Annotated in this window: 20 protein-coding genes and 2 riboswitches; of the genes, 17 read left to right on the top strand and 3 right to left on the bottom strand. The window is 58.5% G+C overall.

What is annotated here, in order from left to right; all coding sequences use genetic code 11:
* Positions 1–33 precede the first annotated feature (33 nt).
* Genes dcd through CR155_RS16730 form a run of 3 tightly spaced genes read left to right on the top strand, consistent with a single transcriptional unit; the run spans position 34 to position 4125 of the window.
* The gene (dcd, locus tag CR155_RS16740; RefSeq protein ID WP_102071182.1) at positions 34–597 is read left to right on the top strand and encodes a dCTP deaminase; all 564 of its coding nucleotides are present in this window, start codon (positions 34–36) and stop codon (positions 595–597) included.
* Between the two features lie 13 nt (positions 598–610).
* On the top strand, positions 611–2875 hold the full coding sequence (locus tag CR155_RS16735) for an arginine/lysine/ornithine decarboxylase (protein ID WP_102071181.1): 2265 nt from the start codon (positions 611–613) through the stop codon (positions 2873–2875).
* A 5-nt stretch (positions 2876–2880) separates the two neighbouring features.
* Positions 2881–4125 carry a BaiN/RdsA family NAD(P)/FAD-dependent oxidoreductase gene (locus CR155_RS16730; protein ID WP_199171800.1) on the top strand — a complete coding sequence of 415 codons (1245 nt, stop codon included), beginning with the start codon at positions 2881–2883 and terminating at the stop codon, positions 4123–4125.
* A 57-nt stretch (positions 4126–4182) separates the two neighbouring features.
* On the opposite strand, the gene CR155_RS16725 is transcribed toward CR155_RS16730, so the two are convergent.
* Positions 4183–5028 carry a hypothetical protein gene (locus tag CR155_RS16725; protein WP_102071180.1) on the bottom strand — a complete coding sequence of 282 codons (846 nt, stop codon included), beginning with the start codon at positions 5026–5028 and terminating at the stop codon, positions 4183–4185.
* 99 nt (positions 5029–5127) lie between these two features.
* A riboswitch (glycine riboswitch) is annotated at positions 5128–5218 on the top strand.
* Between the two features lie 21 nt (positions 5219–5239).
* Positions 5240–5349, top strand: a riboswitch (glycine riboswitch).
* 56 nt (positions 5350–5405) lie between these two features.
* Here CR155_RS16725 and gcvT point away from each other — a divergent pair.
* From gcvT to CR155_RS16670, 11 genes are all read left to right on the top strand, one after another.
* Positions 5406–6500: a glycine cleavage system aminomethyltransferase GcvT gene (gcvT, locus tag CR155_RS16720; protein ID WP_102071179.1), complete on the top strand. Its 1095-nt coding sequence runs from the start codon at positions 5406–5408 to the stop codon at positions 6498–6500.
* Between the two features lie 45 nt (positions 6501–6545).
* Positions 6546–6926 carry a glycine cleavage system protein GcvH gene (gene gcvH, locus CR155_RS16715; RefSeq protein WP_102071178.1) on the top strand — a complete coding sequence of 127 codons (381 nt, stop codon included), beginning with the start codon at positions 6546–6548 and terminating at the stop codon, positions 6924–6926.
* A gap of 45 nt (positions 6927–6971) precedes the next feature.
* Positions 6972–9863, top strand: a complete 2892-nt coding sequence (gcvP, locus tag CR155_RS16710) for an aminomethyl-transferring glycine dehydrogenase (protein WP_102071177.1) — start codon at positions 6972–6974, stop codon at positions 9861–9863.
* 228 nt (positions 9864–10091) lie between these two features.
* Positions 10092–10475: a hypothetical protein gene (locus CR155_RS16705; RefSeq protein WP_102071176.1), complete on the top strand. Its 384-nt coding sequence runs from the start codon at positions 10092–10094 to the stop codon at positions 10473–10475.
* Positions 10472–11350, top strand: coding sequence for an alpha/beta fold hydrolase (locus CR155_RS16700; protein WP_102071175.1), 879 nt, complete (start codon positions 10472–10474; stop codon positions 11348–11350). The genes CR155_RS16705 and CR155_RS16700 overlap by 4 nt, the downstream gene beginning before the upstream one ends.
* 16 nt (positions 11351–11366) lie before the next feature.
* Positions 11367–12536, top strand: coding sequence for an ABC transporter substrate-binding protein (locus CR155_RS16695; protein WP_102071174.1), 1170 nt, complete (start codon positions 11367–11369; stop codon positions 12534–12536).
* Positions 12537–12551: 15 nt separating this feature from the next.
* Complete coding sequence (locus CR155_RS16690; RefSeq protein ID WP_102071173.1) at positions 12552–13421, top strand: branched-chain amino acid ABC transporter permease; 870 nt, start codon at positions 12552–12554, stop codon at positions 13419–13421.
* A gap of 2 nt (positions 13422–13423) precedes the next feature.
* Positions 13424–14398 carry a branched-chain amino acid ABC transporter permease gene (locus CR155_RS16685; protein ID WP_102071172.1) on the top strand — a complete coding sequence of 325 codons (975 nt, stop codon included), beginning with the start codon at positions 13424–13426 and terminating at the stop codon, positions 14396–14398.
* Positions 14395–15177, top strand: a complete 783-nt coding sequence (locus CR155_RS16680; RefSeq protein WP_102071171.1) for an ABC transporter ATP-binding protein — start codon at positions 14395–14397, stop codon at positions 15175–15177. The genes CR155_RS16685 and CR155_RS16680 overlap by 4 nt, the downstream gene beginning before the upstream one ends.
* The gene (locus CR155_RS16675) at positions 15164–15877 is read left to right on the top strand and encodes an ABC transporter ATP-binding protein (protein WP_102071170.1); all 714 of its coding nucleotides are present in this window, start codon (positions 15164–15166) and stop codon (positions 15875–15877) included. Before CR155_RS16680 ends, CR155_RS16675 begins: the two co-directional genes overlap by 14 nt.
* A gap of 5 nt (positions 15878–15882) precedes the next feature.
* A complete protein-coding gene (locus tag CR155_RS16670; RefSeq protein WP_102071169.1) occupies positions 15883–16698 on the top strand; it encodes an N-acyl homoserine lactonase family protein in 816 nt (271 codons plus the stop codon).
* Here CR155_RS16670 and CR155_RS16665 read toward each other — a convergent pair.
* Positions 16695–17669, bottom strand: coding sequence for a Bug family tripartite tricarboxylate transporter substrate binding protein (locus tag CR155_RS16665; RefSeq protein ID WP_233214379.1), 975 nt, complete (start codon positions 17667–17669; stop codon positions 16695–16697). The genes CR155_RS16670 and CR155_RS16665 overlap by 4 nt on opposite strands.
* Before the next feature lie 290 nt (positions 17670–17959).
* Between CR155_RS16665 and CR155_RS16660 the strand changes: the two genes are divergently transcribed.
* The 3 genes from CR155_RS16660 (at position 17960) to CR155_RS16650 (ending at position 21228) form a co-directional block, all read left to right on the top strand.
* A complete protein-coding gene (locus tag CR155_RS16660; RefSeq protein WP_102071168.1) occupies positions 17960–19441 on the top strand; it encodes an aldehyde dehydrogenase in 1482 nt (493 codons plus the stop codon).
* 71 nt (positions 19442–19512) lie between these two features.
* Positions 19513–20406 (top strand): NAD(P)-dependent oxidoreductase, encoded by an 894-nt coding sequence (locus CR155_RS16655; RefSeq protein ID WP_102071167.1) that lies wholly within the window; start codon positions 19513–19515, stop codon positions 20404–20406.
* Positions 20407–20517: 111 nt separating this feature from the next.
* Positions 20518–21228: an IclR family transcriptional regulator gene (locus tag CR155_RS16650; RefSeq protein WP_102071166.1), complete on the top strand. Its 711-nt coding sequence runs from the start codon at positions 20518–20520 to the stop codon at positions 21226–21228.
* Between the two features lie 35 nt (positions 21229–21263).
* On the opposite strand, the gene aptA is transcribed toward CR155_RS16650, so the two are convergent.
* Positions 21264–22589: an omega-aminotransferase AptA gene (gene aptA / locus CR155_RS16645; RefSeq protein ID WP_500796514.1), complete on the bottom strand. Its 1326-nt coding sequence runs from the start codon at positions 22587–22589 to the stop codon at positions 21264–21266.
* Positions 22590–22778 lie beyond the last annotated feature (189 nt).

The raw sequence follows: 22778 nt of genomic DNA, 5'->3' as shown, positions 1-22778 counted from the left end.
TAAAATACGCGCCACTTCAATAAGGTCAGGGCTATGAGCATTAAACATGATGGCTGGATCCGGCGCGTTGCCGCCGACGGCATGATTGAACCTTTCGAGCCGGGCCAGGTGCGATCGGTCAATGGCAACAAGATTGTCAGCTATGGCACCAGCAGCTATGGTTACGACGTCCGTTGCGCCAACGAATTCAAGATATTCACGAATATCAACTCGACCATCGTCGACCCCAAGGCTTTCGACGAAAAGTCCTTTGTCGACTTCCAGGGCGACGTGTGCATCATTCCACCAAATTCCTTCGCCCTGGCCCGTACTGTCGAGTACTTCCGCATTCCCCGGAGTATTCTTACTATCTGTCTCGGGAAAAGCACATATGCCCGTTGCGGCATCATCGTCAATGTGACGCCTCTGGAACCCGAGTGGGAAGGGCACGTCACGCTGGAATTTTCCAACACTACGCCACTGCCCGCCAAGATTTACGCGGGGGAAGGCTGCGCACAAATGCTGTTTTTCGAAGGCGATGAAGTGTGTGAAACCTCGTACCGTGACCGCGGCGGCAAATATCAGGGTCAGCTCGGCGTGACCCTGCCTCGCACCTAGCAGGAGCTATTGCATGAAATTCCGATTCCCCATCGTCATCATCGATGAAGACTACCGCTCCGAGAACGCTTCCGGCTTTGGCATCCGTGCGCTCGCGGCCGCCATTGAGACTGAGGGCGTCGAGGTGCTGGGCGTGACCAGCTACGGCGACCTCAGTTCTTTTGCGCAACAGCAAAGCCGCGCCAGTGCGTTTATCTTGTCGATCGACGATGAGGAATTCGACGTCGATTCGCCTGAGGACGTGGCCAATGCCATCAAGAACCTGCGTTCCTTCATCGGCGAATTACGCTTTCGCAACGAAGACATCCCCATCTACCTGTATGGTGAAACGCGGACCTCCCAGCATATCCCCAACGATATCTTGCGCGAACTGCACGGCTTCATCCACATGTTCGAGGACACCCCCGAATTCGTGGCGCGCCACATCATACGCGAGGCACGCTCCTACCTGGATGGACTGGCGCCGCCGTTTTTTCGCGAACTGGTCAAGTATGCATCCGACGGTTCATATTCCTGGCATTGTCCTGGGCACTCGGGCGGCGTTGCCTTCCTGAAGAGTCCGGTCGGACAGATGTTTCACCAATTTTTTGGTGAAAACATGTTGCGTGCAGACGTCTGTAATGCGGTGGACGAACTCGGGCAGTTGCTGGACCACACCGGGCCGATTGCGGAATCGGAGTTGAACGCGGCGCGCATCTTCCACGCCGACCACTGCTTTTTCGTCACCAACGGCACGTCCACGTCCAACAAAATCGTTTGGCACGCCAACGTGGCATCCGACGACGTGGTGGTGGTGGATCGCAATTGCCATAAGTCCATCTTGCACGCCATTACCATGACGGGCGCCATTCCCGTGTTCCTGCGTCCCACGCGCAACCACCTGGGCATTATCGGACCGATACCGCTGGCCGAATTCGAACCGGAAAATATCCGCAAGAAGATCGAAGCCAATCCGTTCGCGCGCAATGCCAAAAACAAGAAGCCGCGCATTCTGACGCTGACGCAAAGCACGTATGACGGCGTCATCTACAACGTTGAGATGATCAAGGAAAAGCTGGGTTCCGAAATCGATACGCTGCACTTCGATGAAGCCTGGCTGCCGCATGCCTCGTTCCACGAATTCTATAAAGACATGCACGCCATCGGCGAGAATCGCCCCCTTAGCGAAGACGCCATGGTGTTTGCCACGCACTCGACCCACAAGTTGCTGGCCGGGCTGTCCCAGGCCTCGCAAATCCTGGTGCAGGACTCCGTCAATCGCAAGCTGGATCGTAACGTGTTCAACGAGGCTTACCTCATGCACACGTCGACATCGCCCCAATATTCCATTATTGCGTCCTGTGACGTGGCCGCCGCCATGATGGAGCCGCCCGGCGGTACGGCGCTGGTCGAAGAGAGCATATCGGAAGCCCTGGATTTTCGCCGCGCCATGCGCAAGGTGGAATCCGAATTCGGCAAGAATGACTGGTGGTTCAAGGTCTGGGGCCCGAATCGCCTGGTGGCCGATGGCATAGGCAATCGCGATGACTGGCTTCTTGTGTCGAACGATGAATGGCACGGTTTCGGCGACCTTGCCGAAGACTTCAATATGCTGGACCCGATCAAGGCCACGGTGGTGACGCCCGGACTCGATATCTCTGGCACCTTCGCCGAGACCGGCGTGCCGGCGGCGCTCGTGTCCAAGTATCTGGCTGAACATGGCGTGGTCATCGAAAAGACGGGCCTGTATTCCTTCTTCATCCTGTTCACCATCGGCATCACCAAGGGTCGCTGGAACACGCTGGTGACGGCGCTTCAACAGTTCAAGGACGATTACGATCTGAACCGGCCGCTGTGGCGCATATTGCCCGATTTTTGCAAGCAGCACCGCATGTACGAGAAAATGGGCATGGGCGACCTGTGCCAGCAGATCCACGAAACCTACCGCAAGTACGACCTCGCCCGATTGACGACAGAGGTGTACCTCAGCGATATGGTACCGGCCATGAAGCCGTCGGATGCGTATGCCAAGATGGCTCACCGCGAGGCCGAGCGGGTGTCCATCGACGATCTCGAAGGCCGCGTGACCGGCGTACTGCTTACGCCTTATCCGCCCGGTATTCCCTTGCTGATTCCGGGCGAGCGGTTCAATAAACGCATCGTCAACTATCTGCAGTTTGCCCGCGAATTCAATGCCAGGTTCCCAGGCTTTGAAACCTATGTCCATGGTCTGGCGCACGATATCGACGCCGACGGCAAGGAAAGGTATTACGTCGACTGCATCAAAGAAGAAGAATAGCGCGCGTGACCAGTAGTTTCGATGTGGCTGTAGTCGGCGCGGGGGCGGCGGGCATGATGGCCGCCGCCGTGGCCGGCCAGCGCGGCCTGCGCGTGGTACTGATCGATCATTCGGCCAAGCTCGCCGAGAAGATACGCATTTCTGGCGGCGGGCGATGCAACTTCACCAATGTCGGCACCAGGCCTGCCAATTTCCTGTCGCAGAACCCGCATTTCTGCCGCTCGGCACTGGCGGCCTACACGCCGCGAGATTTCATCGGCCTGGTCGAGAAGCACGGCATACGCTGGCACGAGAAACATCGGGGGCAATTGTTTTGCGACGAGTCCAGCGAGGACATCATCGCCATGCTCAAGCGCGAGTGCGATGAAGGCCGCGTGGCGTGGCGCATGCCATGCGCGGTCAGCGAGATCGCGCAGGATCGGGGCGCATACCTGTTGCACACCAGTCTGGGCACGATCTCGGCGCGCCAGCTGGTTATGGCAACCGGCGGCATGGCCATCCCGCAATTGGGAGCGACCGATTTCGCCCTGTCCATAGCGCGCCAATTCGGGCTGAAGGTGGTCGAACCCCGTCCGGCGCTGGTGCCCTTGACCTTCGACGCCCAGCAGTGGCAGCCCTTTGCCGCGCTTAGCGGCCTTGCGCTCGAAGTCATCGTGAAGAACGACGTCGGTACACGCAAGGAACGCCCTGGCGCCAAAGTTCGGCAAACTGAATTCCTGGAAGACCTGTTGTTCACGCACCGGGGCTTGTCGGGCCCGGCCATCTTGCAGATATCCAGTTTCTGGAATCCCGGCGAACCCATACACGTGGATCTCGCCCCGCATCAGGACCTGGAGCGTGATCTGCTGGACGCCAAGTCCGGCAGTCGCCAGCAACTGAGCACCGTTCTGGCCAGCTTGTGGCCCAAACGTCTCGCGGAGCAGTGGCTGGCCACTTTCGACGGCATGGGAGTCGATCCGGGGGCGATGCGCCTGGCGGATACGCCCGACAAGACGCTGCGGCATCTCGCGCAGCACATCCATTCCTGGACGCTGGTGCCCGATGGCACTGCCGGCTATAAAAAGGCCGAGGTGATGCGTGGCGGCGTGGACACACGCGCGCTGAATCAGAAGACCATGGAGGTCACCGCCGTGCCCGGCCTGTATTTCGTGGGCGAGGCGGTGGACGTGACGGGCTGGCTGGGCGGCTACAACTTTCAGTGGGCATGGGCATCGGGTGTTGCCTGCGGAAGGACCGTTTCGGGCAGCTAGCGCATTTTCGGCTTCCCGGCCCCTGGCGTCGCCAGGGGCCGGGAAGCCACAGACACTTCATTCCGCTGACCCTGATCGCCCAGCGCGCACTTCGGCAAGCGCGATGGTGAGGTGCTGGACTTTCTTTTTCAACTGATCGCGCTCTTCTGTCACTGCGGCAAGTAACTGGTTGAGACGGTAGATTTCCATCTCCTCGGGCGTCGCGTCGATGGGCGCTGCTTCCACTAGCGGCCTGGGCTTGGACGCCATGCGCGACTCGCGGACCTGGCGTGCCGCCTCGCGTAACTCTTTTTTCCCTCCGGCAACGGCTGCCACCTGTTTCTCGCTGGGTAGGGAGGCCACGGCGGCTGCAGCGTTGATTGATACGACGCCTGACTTTACGGCGCTGACCAGCTCGGGCGCCGCCGTTTTCTGGATCTTTTCAATCTGCCCCAGTGTGGCGCTGCTTACACGCGCGGCGCGTGCGACGGCTTCGCGGGTCCAGGGCGGTTCGGTTTCGGACTGGCGCCCGGTCTCCGTTCCGGTATCAGACGCGCCCGCGAGTTCCGCAGCGGTTTTCTCTGCCTGCTGCTGGGCCAGCCGCGCCGATACGATTTCTTTCTTGCGCAGCGCCAGCACGCCTCGCTGAAAATCCGATACGCTGCGCCGTCCAAGATGATTGTCTATCATCCACAGGTGAACGTCGTCCATGGACCGGAATGTGGTGTTCTGGATGGTGTTGAATGCTATGCCATGCTTCTGGCAGATGCCATAGCGATTGTGTCCGTCCACCAGGACATCGCCCCATACCACCAGCGCATCGCGGCACCCTTCGGCGAGCAGGCTTCGTTCCAGCGCGGCATATTCGTCGGGAGTGAGCGGGTCGATATAGGCGCGTAGGCTTTCGTTGATGGTGATAGTCATGTGCAGGTGGAAGATAGCGATAGCGAAACAGTGTACACAGGCAACGATAATCCGTTTGTCGTTCTGGCGCTTTCGCGTTATGCTTTGCGACTGCTGTCATTACACAGAGTGGGAGAGTGCCGGGGTTTGCCGGCCACCGAAGGCGCAATTCGCCCAGAATCGCTCAGGTACCCTGTACCACTCTTGTATTGTCTGGTTCTTGAAACATACAAGGCAGCACTCTGGAGAGACTCGCGCTGCCGACACGGCAACATTGCGGGCGCCGAAGGTGAAATCCCTGTACAAGGGCCAACTCTCAGGCAAAAGGACAGAAGGGCGGTGGTGGCCACAAATCGGTGGCCGGCGTCCTTCCCTTTTCTGTTCCGCCTGGAGTCCCCATGCCGCCCGTCCTCAAGCATACCCCCCTGCACGCCGTTCATATCCAGTCCGGTGCCAAAATGGTCGACTTTGGCGGATGGGACATGCCCGTCGCCTATGGTTCGCAATTGGAAGAGCACCACGCCGTGCGCCAGGATGCGGGCATGTTCGACGTTTCCCACATGTTGAATGTCGATATCGCAGGCGCCGATGCCGAAGCCTTCCTGAAGCACCTGCTTGCTAACGACGTCAGCAAGCTGACCATACCCGGCAAGGCGCTCTATTCCTGCATGCTCAACCACCAAGGCGGCGTCATCGACGACCTGATCGTTTATTTCTTCAGTTCCGATCAATGGCGCGTGGTCGTCAACGCCGGTACGGCCGATAACGATGTCGACTGGATACAACAGCAGGTGCATGCCGGAAAATTCGACGTCACTGTGACGCCGCGCCGCGATCTTGCCATGGTGGCCATCCAGGGGCCCAATGCCCGCAATAAAGTATGGGCCACTCGTCCGGCCTGGGAAGCGGACACTTACGCGCTGGCCGCGTTTACGGGGGCTTTTGTCAGCGATGACATACTGGTCGCCCGCACCGGTTATACCGGCGAAGACGGCTTTGAAGTAGTGCTGCCCGCCAACCAAGTCGAAGCCTTCTGGCGCGACCTGCAAAAGAACGGGGTGCGCCCTTGCGGACTGGGAGCGCGCGACACTTTGCGCCTGGAAGCCGGCATGAATCTGTATGGCCAGGACATGAACGATCAGGTAACGCCGATGGTGTCCGCGCTAGCCTGGACGGTGGCGCTCAAAGACGCAGAACGCCGGTTCATTGGCCGCGAGGCGCTAGAGTGCTCCACTGCCGATTGCACGCTGGTCGGCCTGAAGCTGCTCGAACGCGGGGTAATGCGCAGCCACATGAAGGTGCGCACACAGCAGGGCGATGGTGAAATCACCAGTGGTTCCATGTCGCCGACAATAGGCGTGTCTATAGGAATGGCCCGTGTTCCCCTGGGCGTCAAGCCCGGCGATCCGGTCCAGGTGGAAATCCGCGGCAAATGGCTGCCGGCCGAAATTGTGAAAATGCCATTTGTGCGCAATGGCAAAATTGTTGCCTAATACGGCTTCCAATTACGAACATTTTTCTTTTATACGGGGTTAATCATGAATCTTCCCAGCGATCGTAAATACACGTCCTCGCACGAGTGGGTAAAAGTCGACGGTGACGTGCTGGCTGTTGGCATTACCGACAACGCGCAGGAACAACTGGGCGACCTGGTATTTGTCGGCGATGTGAATCCTGGCACTACGCTGGCCCAGGGCGAAACCGCCGGAGTCGTCGAATCGGTCAAGGCGGCCTCCGACATCTACGCGCCGGTCAACGGCGAAATCGTCGCCTTCAACGAAGCCCTTGCCGATGCGCCCGATCGCATCAATGAAGCCGCCTTCGACACCTGGATTTTCAAGATCAGACCCAACGACATGGCCGACTTCGATGGCCTGCTCGACGCCGATGGCTACCAGGCCATTGCCGACAACGGCTGATTCCATTAACGCATTTGCGGCGCACCCGTACTGTTAGGTTGATTTATGTTGCGTGAACTAGACCCACATACCGATTTTATTCCCCGCCATATCGGGCCGGCTGCGGCCGATCAGGCAAAAATGTTGTCCGTCATCGGTGTTGCCGACCTGCATTCGCTCGTGCAGGAAGTCGTGCCTCCCAGCATCCTGAAGCGTGGGGCCTTGAAGTTGCCCGCATCGCGCAGCGAAGCCGACGCATTGGCCGAGCTCAAGGAAATTTCCGGACGGAATCAGGTATTTCGCAACTACATCGGCCAGGGCTACTACGGTACCCATGTGCCCAATGTCATTCTGCGCAACATCCTCGAGAATCCGGCCTGGTATACGGCGTACACGCCCTACCAGCCCGAGATCTCCCAGGGCCGCCTTGAAGCGCTGCTGAATTATCAAACCATGGTCGTCGATCTGACCGGCCTGGATATCGCCAACGCATCGCTGCTCGACGAAGGCACTGCGGCCGCCGAGGCCATGGGTCTGGCACGGCGCGGTTCGCGCTCCAAAAGCAAGGTGTTTTTCGCGTCCGTGCACTGTCATCCTCAAACGCTGGAGGTCCTGCGTACCCGTGCCGTCGGCCTCGATATCGACGTTGTCGTAGGCGATGAAGCACAGGGCCTGCCTGACTGCTTCGGCGTCTTGCTGCAATATCCGCACAGCCTGGGTGGCATTGCCGACTACCGGGTGCTGACCGAAACCGCTCACGCCCACGGAGCGGTCGTGACTGCGGCAACCGATCTGCTGGCGCTGGCGCTGCTTGTTCCTCCAGGGGAATGGGGCGCCGACATCGCCATCGGATCCGCGCAACGCTTCGGCGTGCCACTCGGATTTGGCGGCCCGCACGCCGGTTTCATGGCCTGCAAGGACGCGTTCAAACGCAATATGCCAGGCCGCCTGGTGGGCGTGTCCAAAGACAGCCAGGGAGGGCCGGCCCTGCGCCTGGCCCTGCAGACGCGCGAGCAGCATATCCGCCGCGAAAAAGCCACCTCCAACATTTGCACCGCGCAGGTCTTGTTGGCGGTCATGGCCGGCATGTATGCCGTTTGGCACGGTCCGGTCGGGCTGAAGCGCATCGCCGAACGCGTGGCCTACCTTACCGCTTTCCTTGGCAAGTCCTTGGGCGAACTGGGCATCGGCACCTCGGGCAGCGCGTATTTTGATACCTTGTTGCTTGATACCGGCGCTCATACATCGGCTATCGTGCAGGCGGCACAAGCCGCGTGCATCAACCTGCGCCAGGTCAGTGCCACTAGCCTGGCCGTGTCGCTGGATGAAACTGTCACCGTGGCCGATGTGCATGCCTTGCTCCAGGTATTCGCCGCCGGCGTGGGCAAGTCCTGGGATGCCGCCGGGCAGCACCAGCTGCCTGCCGACCATGGCATTCCAGCGGCACTGTTGCGTGCGTCTCCCATCCTGTCGCATCCTGTGTTCTCACGCGTGCGCTCCGAAACCGACATGCTGCGCTATTTGCGTGGACTGGCCGACAAGGATCTCGCCCTGGACCGGACCATGATCCCCCTGGGTTCATGCACCATGAAGTTGAATGCCACGGCCGAGATGATTCCGATTACCTGGCCCGAATTCGGCGCCATGCATCCATTTGCTCCCACCTCGCAAAGCCAGGGCTACAAGGAACTCATCGATCGTCTTTCAGCCGCGCTGTGCGAAATCACAGGCTACGATTCCATCAGCCTGCAACCCAATTCCGGGGCGCAGGGCGAATTTGCCGGCCTGCTGGCGATACGTGGGTATCATCAGGCCAGCGGCCAGCATCAGCGTAACGTCTGCCTGATACCCGCCTCGGCCCATGGCACCAATCCCGCCTCGGCTCAGATGGCCGGAATGGACGTCGTAGTGGTTGCCTCCGATGAAAACGGCAACGTCGATGTGGCCGACCTCAAGGCCAAGATCGCCAAGGTCGGCGACCGCCTGGCCGCTTTGATGATTACCTATCCGTCCACGCATGGGGTGTTCGAGCTGGCCATTACCGAGATCTGCGCGCTGGTGCACGAGGCCGGCGGTCAGGTCTACCTGGACGGCGCGAACATGAATGCCATGGTCGGCCTGGCGCAGCCAGGCAAGTTCGGCTCCGATGTCTCGCACCTGAATTTGCACAAAACGTTCTGCATCCCCCATGGCGGCGGCGGACCGGGCGTAGGACCGGTGGCGGTTCGCTCCCACCTGGCGCCTTACCTGCCCGGCATCGTCAACGAGGCCGGGCAGTTGCCGTCCGGTGCGGCGGTTGGTCCGGTTTCGGCGGCGCCTTTTGGATCCGCCAGCATTTTGCCGATACCTTATCTGTACATCACGCTGATGGGGTCGGAAGGCTTGCTGGAAGCCACCGAGGTGGCCATCCTGAACGCCAACTACATCGCGGCAAGGCTGCAGAAGCACTACCCCATACTCTACGCCGGACGCAATGGCAGGGTGGCGCACGAATGCATTCTGGACATCCGGCCCATCAAGGACAGCTGCGGGATTTCTGCCGAAGACATCGCCAAGCGCCTCGTCGACTACGGCTTCCATGCCCCCACCATGAGCTTTCCAGTCGCGGGTACGCTGATGGTCGAACCTACGGAATCCGAAGGCTTGGCTGAACTCGATCGTTTCATCGACGCCATGATTGCCATCCGCGGCGAAATCGATGCCGTGGAAAAAGGCCTCAGCGACGCCCAGGACAATGTGCTGAAGAACGCGCCCCACACGGCGCAGATGCTGATGGTCACCGAATGGCATCACGACTACACGCGCGAACAGGCGGCGTATCCACTGTCCAGCTTGCGTGACGGCAAGTACTGGCCGCCGGTTGCGCGCGTGGACAATGCTTATGGCGACCGCAACCTCATATGTTCTTGCCCGCCGATTGAAAGCTATATCGAGGACGCGGCAGCGACGCCAGTCTAGGCTGTAGCGGCTGCTCCAGCAGCCATGCGACTAAGCAGAGAACCTGCACAGGCGCTGTCAATGGGATCCGCGACTTCCATTGACAGCGGCTGTTTTTCCCGGCCGCATAAGCGTTATCCCCCATTACAGAATATTGACACTTTCCTAATCCTGCATCTAGAATGTTCTATCAGAAAGAATAAGCGTTCTCTTAAAGAGAACTTCAAAGATGACGCAGGAGACAAGGTCATGAGGCCTGCACACTCGGATAGCGGTTTCCGTCTGGCACAGCAATTCAAGCTTGCTGCGTTGTCCTATTCCCGAAATCGCGCTGTCAGTGCGTTGGTTCTGGTGCAATTTGGCGATACGCCTTTGCTTTTAAGCATTGCGCAGGGCCGTGTCGTCGACGTGGCAGAGGCTATCGCACCCTTGAGCAGTTGGGATTTCTCCATAAAAGCTTCCGTCGATGCATGGGTGCGCTTCTGGCAGACTACCCCAGAGCCCGGAAGTCACGATATTTTTGCGTTGATCAAGAACGGCGAAATGTCGGTGGAAGGCAATCTTCATCCATTCATGGCCAACCTGCAGTTCATGAAAGACCTGCTGGCCCTGGGCCGGGAGTCCTCCATATGAAGGCCGACCTCGAACCTATTGTCGGTCGCTACGTTTCTTTTGACGTGGCGGGCCGTCGCTGCAGGGTTTACTTTGAGGAAGCCGGCAGCGGCATACCGCTGGTTTGCCTGCATACGGCCGGCGCTGATAGTCGCCAGTATCGCCATATGTTGTGCGACGACGAAATCACATCGCGTTTCCGTGTCCTGGCATTCGACATGCCTTGGCACGGCAAGTCTTACCCGCCCGAAGGTTGGCAGGACGAGGAATACGAACTCAGTACGGATCTCTACGTCCAGACGATACTTTCCTTTTGTCGTGCCCTCGACCTGGATCGGCCGGCGCTTGTTGGATGCTCTATCGGCGGACGCATAGTGCTGCATCTTGCCCATGAACACTTCAATGAATTCCGTGCCCTGATCGGTGTGGAAAGTGCGGATTATCAGCAGCCTTGGTACGACACCTCGTGGTTGCATCGTGGCGATGTCCATGGTGGCGAGGTATGCGCGGCGCTCGTGTCCGGATTGATTGCGCCACAGTCGCCCGATGAGTACCGGCACGAAACCCTTTGGCAGTATATGCAGGGCGGCCCTGGCGTTTTTCGCGGCGATCTGTATTTCTATCGCGTCGACAGCGACCTTCGAGGGCGCCTGGCCGGCATACGTACCGACCTCTGCCCCCTGTACTTGCTCACTGGTGAATATGACTTCTCGTGCACGCCTGACGACACACTCCGCACGGCGCAATCCGTACCGGGCGCCAAGGTGACAATCATGCGCGAGGTGGGTCATTTTCCCATGAGCGAGAATCCCCATCAGTTCCGTACGTATCTGTTGCCTGTGCTGAACGAAATCTGTTCATTGCAGGCGTCTTGCCACCGGCATAAGCCGGGTTAATTCAGGAGACGATCAAATGAAAATCAAAAACACGTTGGGACTATTGGCCTGCCTTGCAACGAGCCTGTCTGTGTCTGCCCAAGAGACGCAAACGCTCAAAATTGGCGCTCTGGTGACCTTGTCCGGGGCCGGCGCATCGTGGGGGCAGGGCATGAAAAATGCCGCCGAAATTGCGGCAGCGCAAGTCAATGAGTCCGGCGGACTCGAAGTGGGTGGAAAAAAATACAAAGTGAGCGTCGTGGCTTACGACGACAAGTACCAAGCCAACGAAGCGGTAACCGTGGCCAATCGCCTGGTCTTCGAGGACAAGGTGAAATACATTATCGGACCTGTCGGTTCAGCCCCTGTCCTTGCCATCCAGCCGATTACCGAAAAGAACAAGGTCATTGTCCTTACCTTGGGTTTTACTTCCAAGGCGCTCCAGAAAGACAAACCTTATACGTTCCGCCCCAACGTAACGACTGCTGAGGTTTCGCAACCTCAGATCAACTGGCTGGTCAAGACACAAGGCGTCAAGAAGGTGGGGGGTTTGTTCCCCAACGACGAGACAGGGCAGCAAATTGCCAAGGACCTGCGCACCGCTTATAAACAGGCCGGGGCCGATCTGGTCGCCACCGAGTTTTTCGAAAGAGACCGTGTTGATTTTGTTCCGCTGCTCACGCGGATGGGAGCGCGTGGGATCGATGCCATCGAACTCGACGGCAACTCGCCAACCACTGCCGGTCTGATCGTCAAACAGGCCAGGGAAATCGGCTTTACCGGAAAAATTCTGCGCACTGGCGGGCCGGCCACGCAAGAAATTGTGAACGTGGCAGGGGTCGAAGCGGCCCAAGGCATGTTCGTACACACCCCTATCGACCCGGGTCTGGCTTCGACCAAGGCTTATGCGGATCGCTACGCGGCTACCTACAACCAGCCCATGAACGGCTTCAGCCCGGCTTTCTATGATGGCACGAACATGCTGTTCGAAGCCATGCGCCGCGCCGGCTCGGTCACCGATACGGATGCCGTGCGCGACGAAATGGTAAAGCTGGCCGATTTTCAGGGCTCCATGGGAACATTGAATTGGACCGGTCAGGAGGTGTACGGCATTAACCATCAGCTGAATGCGCCGTTCTATGTCGCTGAAGTCGTCGACGGAAAAGAAGTCATCCGTGCTCGATGCACTGTGAAGCTTTGCGAATAAGCGCAAGGAGCAATCGTGGATTGGGGCATTCTTCTGGGGCAGGCAACGGTCAATGGGCTGATTATCGGTCTGCTGTACCTGTTGATGGCGGTGGGCTTTACGCTGGTGTTCGGCGTGATGCGCATGGTGAATTTCGCGCATGGCGAGTTCTATATGCTGGGGGCGTTTGGCGCGTATTTCCTGACAGCCGTACTGGGAATCTCTTTTCTCCCGGCGTTGGCAATCACCTTTGTCGGCGCGGTGCTCTTTGGGGCTGCCGTAGAGGTGGCCATACTCAAGCCGTTCAGGCATGACGAACTCAATGGCATGATCGCGACCATAGGCCTTGCAATGATCCTGCAGAATCTTGCCCTGATGTTTTTCGGGCCCGACCCGCACTCAATGCCATCGGTCGTGCGCGGTGCGACCACGCTGGGCAAGATCACCGTCCCGACGTCGCGCATATACGTGGTCGTTTTCGCGCTGGTGGTGCTCGCCTTGCTGTATATATTCCTGAAGCATTCACGGCCGGGGCGGGCATTGCGTGCCGTCGTGGAAGACTTTCAGATCGCGTCAATACAAGGCATACGTTCGCGCATCTATTACCCCTTGGGGTTTGGCATCGGAGTAGGGTTGGCAGCGATCGCAGGGGCGCTCATGGCGCCGCTGTTTTCGGTGTCGCCCTTTGTCGGCGCGGCACCTCTATTGAAGGCCTTCATTGTGGTGATTCTTGGCGGACTGGGCAGCATACCCGGTGCGGCGGTGGCCGGTCTGGCACTGGGCCTGATTGAAAGCTACAGCAGTTTGTTCCTTAGCAGCAGTACCGCCGACATGTTGATCTTCATGATCGTCATTATCATGCTGGTGGTCCGTCCCAAAGGCTTGCTTGGCCACGGAGAAGCCTGATTATGAACGCTACCCGCACGTTTGCCTATGTGCCTGTGCCTACCGGAAGCGGGATTGCGGCCCTGGCAACTTTGGCTGTGATCGCGCTGGCTCCCTGGTTTGGTGGCCAATTCGTGCTGCACCTGGCCGTCCTGACGGCCCTGAACATTGTGGTTGTCAATGGCCTGGCCCTGATCAGTCGATCCGGCCAGCTCTCGTTGGGCCATGCAGCGTTCATGGCGGTCGGCGCGTATGTCGCTGTCTTGGCAACCAATAGCCTGGGCCTATCCTTTGTCACGTCGACCTTGGCGGCAACTGTTGTGACGGCGGTCGTGGCATTCGTACTGGGATGGATCATTCTTCGATTACGCGGCGTTTACTTTGTGCTGGTCACCTTCGCGTTTGGCGAGCTGGTTCGCCTGGTCTTGCTGGATTTTTCCGAAATCACCGGCGGCGCGAATGGCATAACGGGCATTGGGGCGGCGGAAATACTGGGATTTGCGTTTGACACGCGCGCCAGGTTTTATGGCTTGGCGTTGTTCACTGCGCTGGCGTCCACGCTGTTCATGCTTGTCTTGTTTCGCAGGCCGATAGGACAAGCCATAGATGCCGTTGCCGATAATCCGTCGCTTGCGGAATCTTCCGGCCTCAGCGTGCATCGCCTCCAGCTGTTTTCCTTCGTCGTCGGTTGCGCACTCGCCGCCATCGGAGGCGCCCTGCAGGCAAGGTATATCGGCTACATCTCGCCGGAATCCTTTAATACCGGCATATCGATCGGTTTGATCGTCATGCTCGTGATTGGTGGTCGCCTGTCGGTATGGGGGCCGCTGGTGGGCGCCATCGTGCTCACCCCATTGCCCGAACTGTTTCGTGGTGCTGTCCAGACGCAGCATATTTTCTATGGGGCGGCCTTGATACTGATATTGCGTTTTCTGCCGGGCGGCCTGGCCGAGCTGCCCAGGCTCTGGGCACGCATCACCAGTCGGGAACAATCATGAGTGAAAATATGTTGATGATCCAGAACCTGTCGCGCAACTTCGGCGGCCTCGCCGCATTGCGCGATCTCACGTTCTCGGTGGCGAAGGGCGAGATCGTTGGCCTGATCGGTCCGAATGGCGCAGGGAAGACCACGGCTTTCAATGTCATCACGGGCACGATGCCGCCGTCGTCCGGCAAAGTGATGTTTGACGGCAGGAGTATTGCCGGCGGTCCGCCCAGCCGGGTCGTGGTGGCAGGACTGGCCCGTACCTTTCAGTCTACGTCGACCTATCCCAACGTGTCGGTCGCAGGGAACGTCTACAGGGGTCTGCTGTCCCGTATCCAGGGTTCAACCGTGGGGCGTTTGGTGGGCCGGCGCATCGACATGCTGGCGGCCTCGCAGGTTGACGCCGAGATCGACCAGATCCTGCATATCACTGATCTTGCCTCGTGGCGCGATGCGCCGGCTGGCAGCTTGCCCTACGGATTGCAGAAAAAGCTGGGCATCGCGATTGCGCTTGCCACGCGGCCGCGGATGCTGCTGCTCGACGAGCCGGCCGCGGGATTGAATCATGAAGAATGCAAAGACCTGGCACGCCTGTTGCGGCACTTGCGCGACGATCATGAACTGACTCTTTTACTGGTCGAGCATCATATGGCCCTGGTCATGGAGTTGTGCCAGCGCATCGTCGTCCTGGTACAAGGAGAGAAAATCGCCGAGGGCTCGCCGCAGGATATACGGCAAAACGAAGCCGTGATAGAAGCCTATCTTGGAGCACCCGATTATGCCCATGCTTGATGTGCGAAACCTGACGGTATCGTATGGCCGACTGGAAGCGGTGCGGAACATAAACTTTTCAGTCGAAGCCGGCCGGATCGTTGCCCTTGTAGGTTCCAACGGCGCCGGAAAAAGCACAACACTGAAATCCATTATTGGGCTCGTGCCTCCGTCGGCCGGACAGATATTCATGGACGGCACGGACATCTCCCGAATGGGCGCCGCGGCGAGGGTGCATGCTGGCGTGGCGCTTTCTCCTGAAGGTCGACGCTTGTTCGGCCGTATGTCGGTGCGGGACAACTTGCTTACCGGCGCGCACGGCGTCAGCTCGCGCGCCACGGTGCGGCGCAGCCTGGACGAAGTCTATGCATTGTTTCCGCGCGTACTCGAACGGCGCGCCCAGCTCGCCGGTTCGCTTTCAGGAGGCGAGCAGCAGATGGTGGCCATAGGTAGGGCGCTAATGGCAAACCCGCGTCTGCTGATGCTGGATGAACCCTCATTGGGCATCGCGCCGAAAGTGGTCGCCGAGATTGCAGGCGCGATCGAGCGCATCAACCGCGAGAAAAACATGTCTATCGTGCTGGTCGAGCAGAATGCGCGGCTTGCCTTACGGATATCGCACCATGCCTACGCATTGGAACATGGCGAAATCATCCGCAGCGGGAAAGGTGCCGAACTATTGGCCGATCCCTTTGTTCAAAAAGCCTACCTGGGAGTGTGAAGAGCATGATTGCAGACAGTATCGATACCTTGCCCGACTACGAGGTTTATGCGCTCCGATACGCTCATTTGCACCGCGAACGACGCGAAAACTTTCTAGGCGGCGATCCACATGATGGCCCGATGCCCATGGACTTTTTCGTGTGGCTGATCCGTTCGGGCTCGCGCATTGTCCTTGTCGATACAGGCTTCAATGCAATCAGCGCTCAGCAACGTCAACGAGAAATGATACGCTGTCCTATCGAGGCCCTGAGCTCTCTGGGTATCAGTGCCGGGGACGTCGGCGACGTCATCCTTACCCATCTGCACTACGATCATGCGGGCAACCTGGACAAGCTTCCGCGGGCGCGTTTCCACATACAGGACGCCGAAGTCGACTATGCCACTGGCCGATGCATGTGTTTTGAGCCAATGCGGCACGCTTACTCGGTCGACGATGTGCTGACGCTGGTGCGCAATGTGTACGAGGACCGCGTCGTATTCCACGACGGCGACCAGACTATCGCGCCTGGAATCAGCGTGTTGAAAATCGGCGGACATACCAAAGGGTTGCAAGCGGTCAGGGTACATACGGCAAGAGGCTGGGTGGTGCTGGCCTCCGACGCTTCCCATTACTACGAGAACATGGAAAAGCACCGCCCATTTCCGATCGTGCACAACGTGGCCGATATGTTGGCGGGCTATGGCCGGCTATCGGCTGCTGCCGATAGCCCGGATCATATCGTTCCAGGACACGACCCTATGGTCTTGAACTCCTATCCGTGCTTGAACGGCGATACGGACACGGTGTTGCTGCACACCGCGCCAGCCCCGGCTGCTTAATCGACCTTGGCGCCGGAAGCTTTCACCGCTTTGGCCCATTGTGCGGACTCTTCCTTCACATAGCGTTGAAAATCCTTGGGGCCAATGTTGACCACTTCACCACCCATCGATTCAATCCGATCAACGAAGGGCTGGGCAGCGACAACCTTGTATGCCGACTTGTAGATGGTTTCCTGGATCTGTTCTGATATGCCGGAAGGGGCGAAAAGCCCAAACCATGTTGCCGCATTGAAGTCCGCCACACCGGCTTCATTCATCGTCGGTACGTCGGGTATGACGTTGATGCGGGTCGGGTTGGCAACGGCAATCGCTTTGAGCTTGTTCGCCTTGATATGAGGCAGTGCGGCCGATAAGGTGATGAATGCGGACTCTACCTGACCAGCAATCAGGTCGGTGATCAGCGGGGCATCGCCACGATAAGGAATATGCACAAAGTTGGCGCCGGTGCGTTCCTTGAACAGGGCTTGAGCAAGATGTTGTGGCGAACCGTTGCCAGGCGAACCAACGGATATTCCCTCTGGCTTGCTCTTTGCATGTTCGATGTATTGCGCCAGTGTCTTGATGCTGGCCGACGGCGTGGTCACCAGCACAATGGGAATTTTTGCAACCAGCGTAATAGGAGCGAAGTCGGCGATTGGGTCATAGTTCAGTTTGTTGTACAGGCTCGCGCTAATGGTATGGGCAGCGGTGGTCATATACAAGGTATAACCATCCGGCTTGGTCCTGGCGATTTCCGCTGCCGCGAGGGTGGTGCCCGCGCCCGGTTTGTTGACGACCACTATTGTCTCGTCCAGTGCGCTGGACAGGTCGGTTGCGACCAATCGTGCAATCACGTCGGTTGCACCACCTGCGGCGTAGGGAACCACCAGATTGATTGGTCGTTCGGGATAGGCTTGCGCCTGGGCGCTGCCTGCCGCGCTCAACGCGCTGAAACCGACGCTGACCGCGCCCAGCAATAATCTCATTTTCATCTCTCGTCCTTGCGCCGCGTCGCGGCCGTCTCCGGTTTGAAGGCTGTTCTGTTTAGAAGAACAGATGTTCTGTTAATTGATATTTTGTCGGTTCCATGGAAATATGTCAATGGGACCGCGTGGCAAGTTCATGTGGGAGGGTGCGGACCGGTGCGTGCTAAATGCAGGTTTGGCTTGACAAGCTTTCTCAGCTTGCAGATAATTAAAACAGAACGATTGGTGCATCTAGCAGAACAAGAGTTGGATGAGGCTGATCATACGTCCTTGTATACAATCCGGAGTACTTATCTATGTCGCAACTGCCGGCTACTGAGCCCAGGCCTTTTCTTATTAATGGGAAGTGGATTTCAAATCCCGAAGACGCTTTCGACTCAGTGAATCCTGCATCGGGAGAGCTTAACTACCGGGTATCCGTGGCAACGTCGAAGCATGTGGAAGACGCCGTGGCCGCAGCCAGGACGGCCGCCGCACAGCCTGCCTGGAAAGACATGTTGCCACACGTACGCGCACAGATACTGATGCGCATCGCTGCACTCATTGTGGAGCGCGGCGATGAGCTGGCCAAGTGTCAGATGATAGAAAACGGCAAGGTATGGAAGGAATGCAAGGCGCAGGCGGGGAGTGCCGCCGCGACATTCCGCTACTATGCCGCAGTTTGCGAAACATTGACCTCGGAGGTTACACCATCTCGTGGCAACTATCTGACGATGACCTCATACGAGCCCTATGGTGTCGTCGCGGCGATTACGCCATGGAATTCACCTTTGACGATGGAAGCGCAAAAGGTTGCTCCGGCACTTGCGGCGGGCAACGCGGTAATTCTCAAGCCTTCGGAAGTAACGCCGTCCGCCGCTCTGCTGCTGGGCGAAATTGCGCTGCAAGCTGGCTTGCCCCCTGGAATTTTGAACGTACTGACTGGTAATGGCGCGACGACTGGAAAGGCGCTGGTTCAGCACCCTGGTGTACGCATGGTCTCATTCACTGGCGGCACCGCCAGCGGCCGCGCTATCGGCATGATGGCGGCCGAGCGGCTCATACCGGTTGCCCTTGAACTCGGTGGCAAATCGCCGCACATAGTATTTGAAGACGCCAACCTGGACGCGGCCGTCGAGAACATCATAGGCGGAATTTTCGAAGGTAGCGGGCAATCCTGCGTGGCCGGCTCCCGCCTGTTCGTACAGCGATCGGTGCACGATAAGCTGCTGGATCTGCTGATCGAGCGCAGCCGGGCAATCAAGGTCGGCGCGCCCACTGAGACGGATTCCGAAATGGGTCCGGTCTCCAGCTTTGCCCATAGGTCGCGCATTGAACAGTTCATCGAATCGGCCACTGCGGAAGGCGGCAAGGTGCTGCTGGGCGGCAAACGTCCCGAAGGAATCGAGTTCGAGCGGGGTGCATATTTCCTGCCGACCATACTGGGTGGACTGGATAATCAGGCGACTGCCGTGCGCGAAGAGATTTTTGGACCGGTTCTATGCGTCCTGCCTTTCGACGACGAAGCCGATCTTATCAAGCAGGCGAATGATAGCGCCTTCGGCCTGGCGTCAGGCATCTGGACGGCTAACTACCAGCGAGCCTGGCGCGTTGCGAGGGCACTGGAAACCGGCCTTGTATGGATCAATACATATAAGCAATTGTCGATCTCCACACCGTTCGGCGGGTTCAAGGACAGCGGTATCGGACGAGAAAAGGGGGCCTCCGGACTGCGTCTTTACCAGCAAAGCAAAGGGATTTACTGGAGCATGGACGCCGCCAACTTTCCTGCGTCATAGGCCCATCACGCTTGCTGGCAAGGTATGGCCGCGCATATTCGAATTGCACTTAACAACTTAGGACAAAACTCATGTCGACACTGAGTACCATTGGCTTTATTGGCGTTGGCGTAATGGGCGAGCCCATCTGCCGCCACCTTGCCATCAAAAGCGGCATGCGCGTGATTGCGCATGATCGCGACCTTCAACCACTGCAACGTCTGGCGTCTCACGGGGTGAGCGCGGTCACCATGAAGGACATCGCAGAGCAGGCCGACATCATATTCATGTCGTTGCCATCGGGAGCGATCGTGGACAACGTCGTACGCGGCGATGGCGATGGTGCCAATGGATTGCTGGCGATGTGTCGTCGGGGACAGATCCTCGTCGATCTGAGCACGTCGCCGGTCGAACTTACCAAAGCGCTGGCTCGCGATCTTGAGCAAGCGGGGATTCTGTTCGCCGATGCGCCGGTCATGCGCACGCGGGCGGCCGCTGAAGCGGGCACACTTGCGGTGCCGGTGGGAGCGCAAACCGAATTGTTCCTGCAACTCGAACCGCTATTGCGCACATTCGCAGCGGATGTCATTCACGCTGGCGCGGTAAGTACCGGTCAGGTGGTCAAGATACTGAACAATATGGTGCTCTACGAAACGGTTCTTGCCTTGTCCGAGGCCCGGGCAATTGGGGTGCGGGCAGGGGTAGAACCGGACCGTCTATTCTCCGCGCTGTCGGTCGGATCTGCCGATAGCTTCGCCTTGCGCAACCATGGCATGAAGGCCATCGCGCCCCAGCAGTTCCCTGAAAAGGCATTTCCAGTCGTCTACGCGAAAAAGGATTTGCAATATGCGGTGGACCTGTCCGAGCAGGTGGGCGTCGATGCCACTGGCGCAAAGAATCTCATCGCTTGCTTCGACAAAGCCATTGCGGCCGGGCATGGCGACAAGTATGCCCCTGCAATCAGTCTCGTCTTCGAAGGTAAATGAACCGGATGGACGCAGAATTCCTTCCAGCGCCTTCAAAACCTGTGAGCCTGCAGCATAAGGGCATGGCATAATCGGCCACTGTAATCATTATTTCTCAATCAACCGCCCGTTATGAGTCCCACTCCCGCTCAAGGCGATGACGGGGTCGCCGCCGTAGACCGCGCCCTGGCCATCGTCGACGTTATCGCCCACAGTAGCGATCCCATTACATTGGCAGACCTGTCGCGTGCCACGGGATACTACAAAAGCACATTGCTGCGCCTGATCGCGTCGCTGGAAAAGGCGTCGCTGGTCATCCGGCGCAGCGACGGGCGCTACGCGCTCGGGCGTTATGCGCATGAGCTGGGACGCTCGTACGAGGCGGCTTACCGGCTTACCGAAGTATTGCTTCCTGTGCTTCAGGACTTGGTCGACCGGGGGAGTGAAAGCAGCTCCTTCCATGTGTACCACGACGATCAATCGCGCGTGTGCCTGCTGAGGGTTGACTCTCATCACTCCACCCTGGACCGCATTCGCGTAGGCGACCTTCTGCCGCTGGAAAGAGGGGCTGCGGGGAAGCTGATCAAGGCCTATTACGGTACCGGTATGCCGCCGTCGAAAGACCACCTTATTGCAATCTCCATGGGTGAACGTGATCCCAATTGCGCGGCCGTCGCCAGTCCAGTCTTCGGATTGGGCAACGAGTTCTGCGGTGCAATTTCCTTGTCAGGCCCGCAGGAACGGTTTACTCCCAAGGCCGTCAAAGAGATGTCTGGAATGGTCCAGGAGGCAGCCAGGGATGTCACCAATGCCTTGGGTGGGGCCTGGCCTGCCAGAAAATAAAACGCGTGTGACGGATGGTGTGACGGCCGCCTTTTTTATTCAACCGTCTTCAGCACGTCGCCGATCTTCTTAAATATCTCGCTGATCTGGGCTTCTTCAATGATGAGCGGTGGCGACACGGCAATGATGTCGCCGGTGTATCGCACCATGACGCCCTGATCGAAACATTTGCGGAACACCTCAGCCGCGCGTGCGCCAGGTGCATCCGGGCGCGGTGCAAGTTCAATGCCGGCGACCAGGCCCAGGTTGCGCACGTCGATGACATGACGCGCGTCGGCAAGTTGGTGCGCTGCGTCCTCGAATGCCGGAGACAAGTTGCGAGCACGCTGGAATAATTGGTCGCGCTCGTAGATGTCCAGCGTGGCCATGATGGCCGCAGTCGCCAGGGGATGAGCCGAGTAGGTGTAGCCATGGAAGAACTCGATGCCATTTTCCGACGCGGCCAGAATGGAATCATGCACATTGCGTCTGACCGCCACTGCGCCGGCCGGCACGCTGGCGTTGCTGATGCCTTTGGCCAGGGCCATGATATCGGGCGTGATGCCGAAGTATTCGCTGGCTGTCGCGGCGCCCAGCCGGCCAAAGGCCGTGATGACTTCGTCGAAAATCAGCAGAATGCCGTGTTTCTCGGTGATGGCGCGCAGCTTTTCCAGATAGCCTTTGGGCGGGACCAGTACGCCGGTCGAGCCGGCAAGGGGTTCCACGATGACAGCGGCGATGGTGGAGGCGTCATGCAAGGCAATGATGCGTTCCAGGTCGTCGGCAAAGTTCTCGCCATGCACCGGTTGTCCGCGGGAGTGGGCGTTTCTCGACACGTCGTGCGTATGCGGAAGGTGATCTACCGCCGGCAACAATGCACCCGAGAAGGTCTTGCGATTGGTCGAGATGCCGCCCACCGAAATGCCGCCGAATCCGACGCCGTGATAACCGCGCTCGCGACCGATCAATCGTGTGCGCTGGCCTTCGCCACGTGCCCGGTGGTAGGCCAGTGCAATTTTAAGCGCCGTGTCGACCGATTCCGACCCCGAGTTCGTGAAGAAGATGCGGTCCATGCCGGCGGGCATCATTCTGGCTACGGCGGTGGCGGCGGTAAAGGAGTCGGAATGGCCCAGCTGGAAGCTGGGCGCGTAGTCCAGTTCTGCCGCCTGGCGCGAGATGGCGTCGACGATTTCCTGGCGACCATGGCCGGCATTGACGCACCATAAGCCTGCCGTCCCGTCCAGGACCTGCTTCCCATCGGGGGTTGTGTAGTGCATGCCCTTGGCTTTCGCAAGCAAGCGCGGCTGCTCTTTGAACTGGCGGTTTGCGGTGAAGGGCATCCAGAGATTGGACAGATCGGGAATGTTGGCTTGGTTGGTCATGAGTACCTTGATGAGCAAGTAATAGGAGTCGTAGCAATAAGCTATTCTCGCCGCGGCGGACGGCTAAGGAAATATACAGTTGTTCTAAAAATCCATAACCGTATTGGTCATGTGCGTTAATCTGTACTTGGATTCGGGCAGCCATGAACGGCTTCAAGCGATTGCAACATTTCATAATCGTATTGGCGA

This window comes from Pollutimonas nitritireducens (assembly GCF_002849615.1).
GTDB lineage: Bacteria > Pseudomonadota > Gammaproteobacteria > Burkholderiales > Burkholderiaceae_B > Pollutimonas > Pollutimonas nitritireducens.
This window is presented reverse-complemented; position numbering and strand designations above follow the sequence as displayed.

Coding starts and splice junctions, on each gene's coding strand:
- dcd (WP_102071182.1), top strand. CDS start 34: ATGAGCATTAAACATGATGGCTGGATCCGGCGCGTTGCCGCCGACGGC.
- CR155_RS16735 (WP_102071181.1), top strand. CDS start 611: ATGAAATTCCGATTCCCCATCGTCATCATCGATGAAGACTACCGCTCC.
- CR155_RS16725 (WP_102071180.1), bottom strand. CDS start 5,028: ATGACTATCACCATCAACGAAAGCCTACGCGCCTATATCGACCCGCTC.
- gcvT (WP_102071179.1), top strand. CDS start 5,406: ATGCCGCCCGTCCTCAAGCATACCCCCCTGCACGCCGTTCATATCCAG.
- gcvH (WP_102071178.1), top strand. CDS start 6,546: ATGAATCTTCCCAGCGATCGTAAATACACGTCCTCGCACGAGTGGGTA.
- gcvP (WP_102071177.1), top strand. CDS start 6,972: ATGTTGCGTGAACTAGACCCACATACCGATTTTATTCCCCGCCATATC.
- CR155_RS16705 (WP_102071176.1), top strand. CDS start 10,092: ATGAGGCCTGCACACTCGGATAGCGGTTTCCGTCTGGCACAGCAATTC.
- CR155_RS16700 (WP_102071175.1), top strand. CDS start 10,472: ATGAAGGCCGACCTCGAACCTATTGTCGGTCGCTACGTTTCTTTTGAC.
- CR155_RS16695 (WP_102071174.1), top strand. CDS start 11,367: ATGAAAATCAAAAACACGTTGGGACTATTGGCCTGCCTTGCAACGAGC.
- CR155_RS16685 (WP_102071172.1), top strand. CDS start 13,424: ATGAACGCTACCCGCACGTTTGCCTATGTGCCTGTGCCTACCGGAAGC.
- CR155_RS16680 (WP_102071171.1), top strand. CDS start 14,395: ATGAGTGAAAATATGTTGATGATCCAGAACCTGTCGCGCAACTTCGGC.
- CR155_RS16675 (WP_102071170.1), top strand. CDS start 15,164: ATGCCCATGCTTGATGTGCGAAACCTGACGGTATCGTATGGCCGACTG.
- CR155_RS16670 (WP_102071169.1), top strand. CDS start 15,883: ATGATTGCAGACAGTATCGATACCTTGCCCGACTACGAGGTTTATGCG.
- CR155_RS16665 (WP_233214379.1), bottom strand. CDS start 17,669: ATGAAAATGAGATTATTGCTGGGCGCGGTCAGCGTCGGTTTCAGCGCG.
- CR155_RS16660 (WP_102071168.1), top strand. CDS start 17,960: ATGTCGCAACTGCCGGCTACTGAGCCCAGGCCTTTTCTTATTAATGGG.
- CR155_RS16655 (WP_102071167.1), top strand. CDS start 19,513: ATGTCGACACTGAGTACCATTGGCTTTATTGGCGTTGGCGTAATGGGC.
- CR155_RS16650 (WP_102071166.1), top strand. CDS start 20,518: ATGAGTCCCACTCCCGCTCAAGGCGATGACGGGGTCGCCGCCGTAGAC.
- aptA (WP_500796514.1), bottom strand. CDS start 22,589: ATGACCAACCAAGCCAACATTCCCGATCTGTCCAATCTCTGGATGCCC.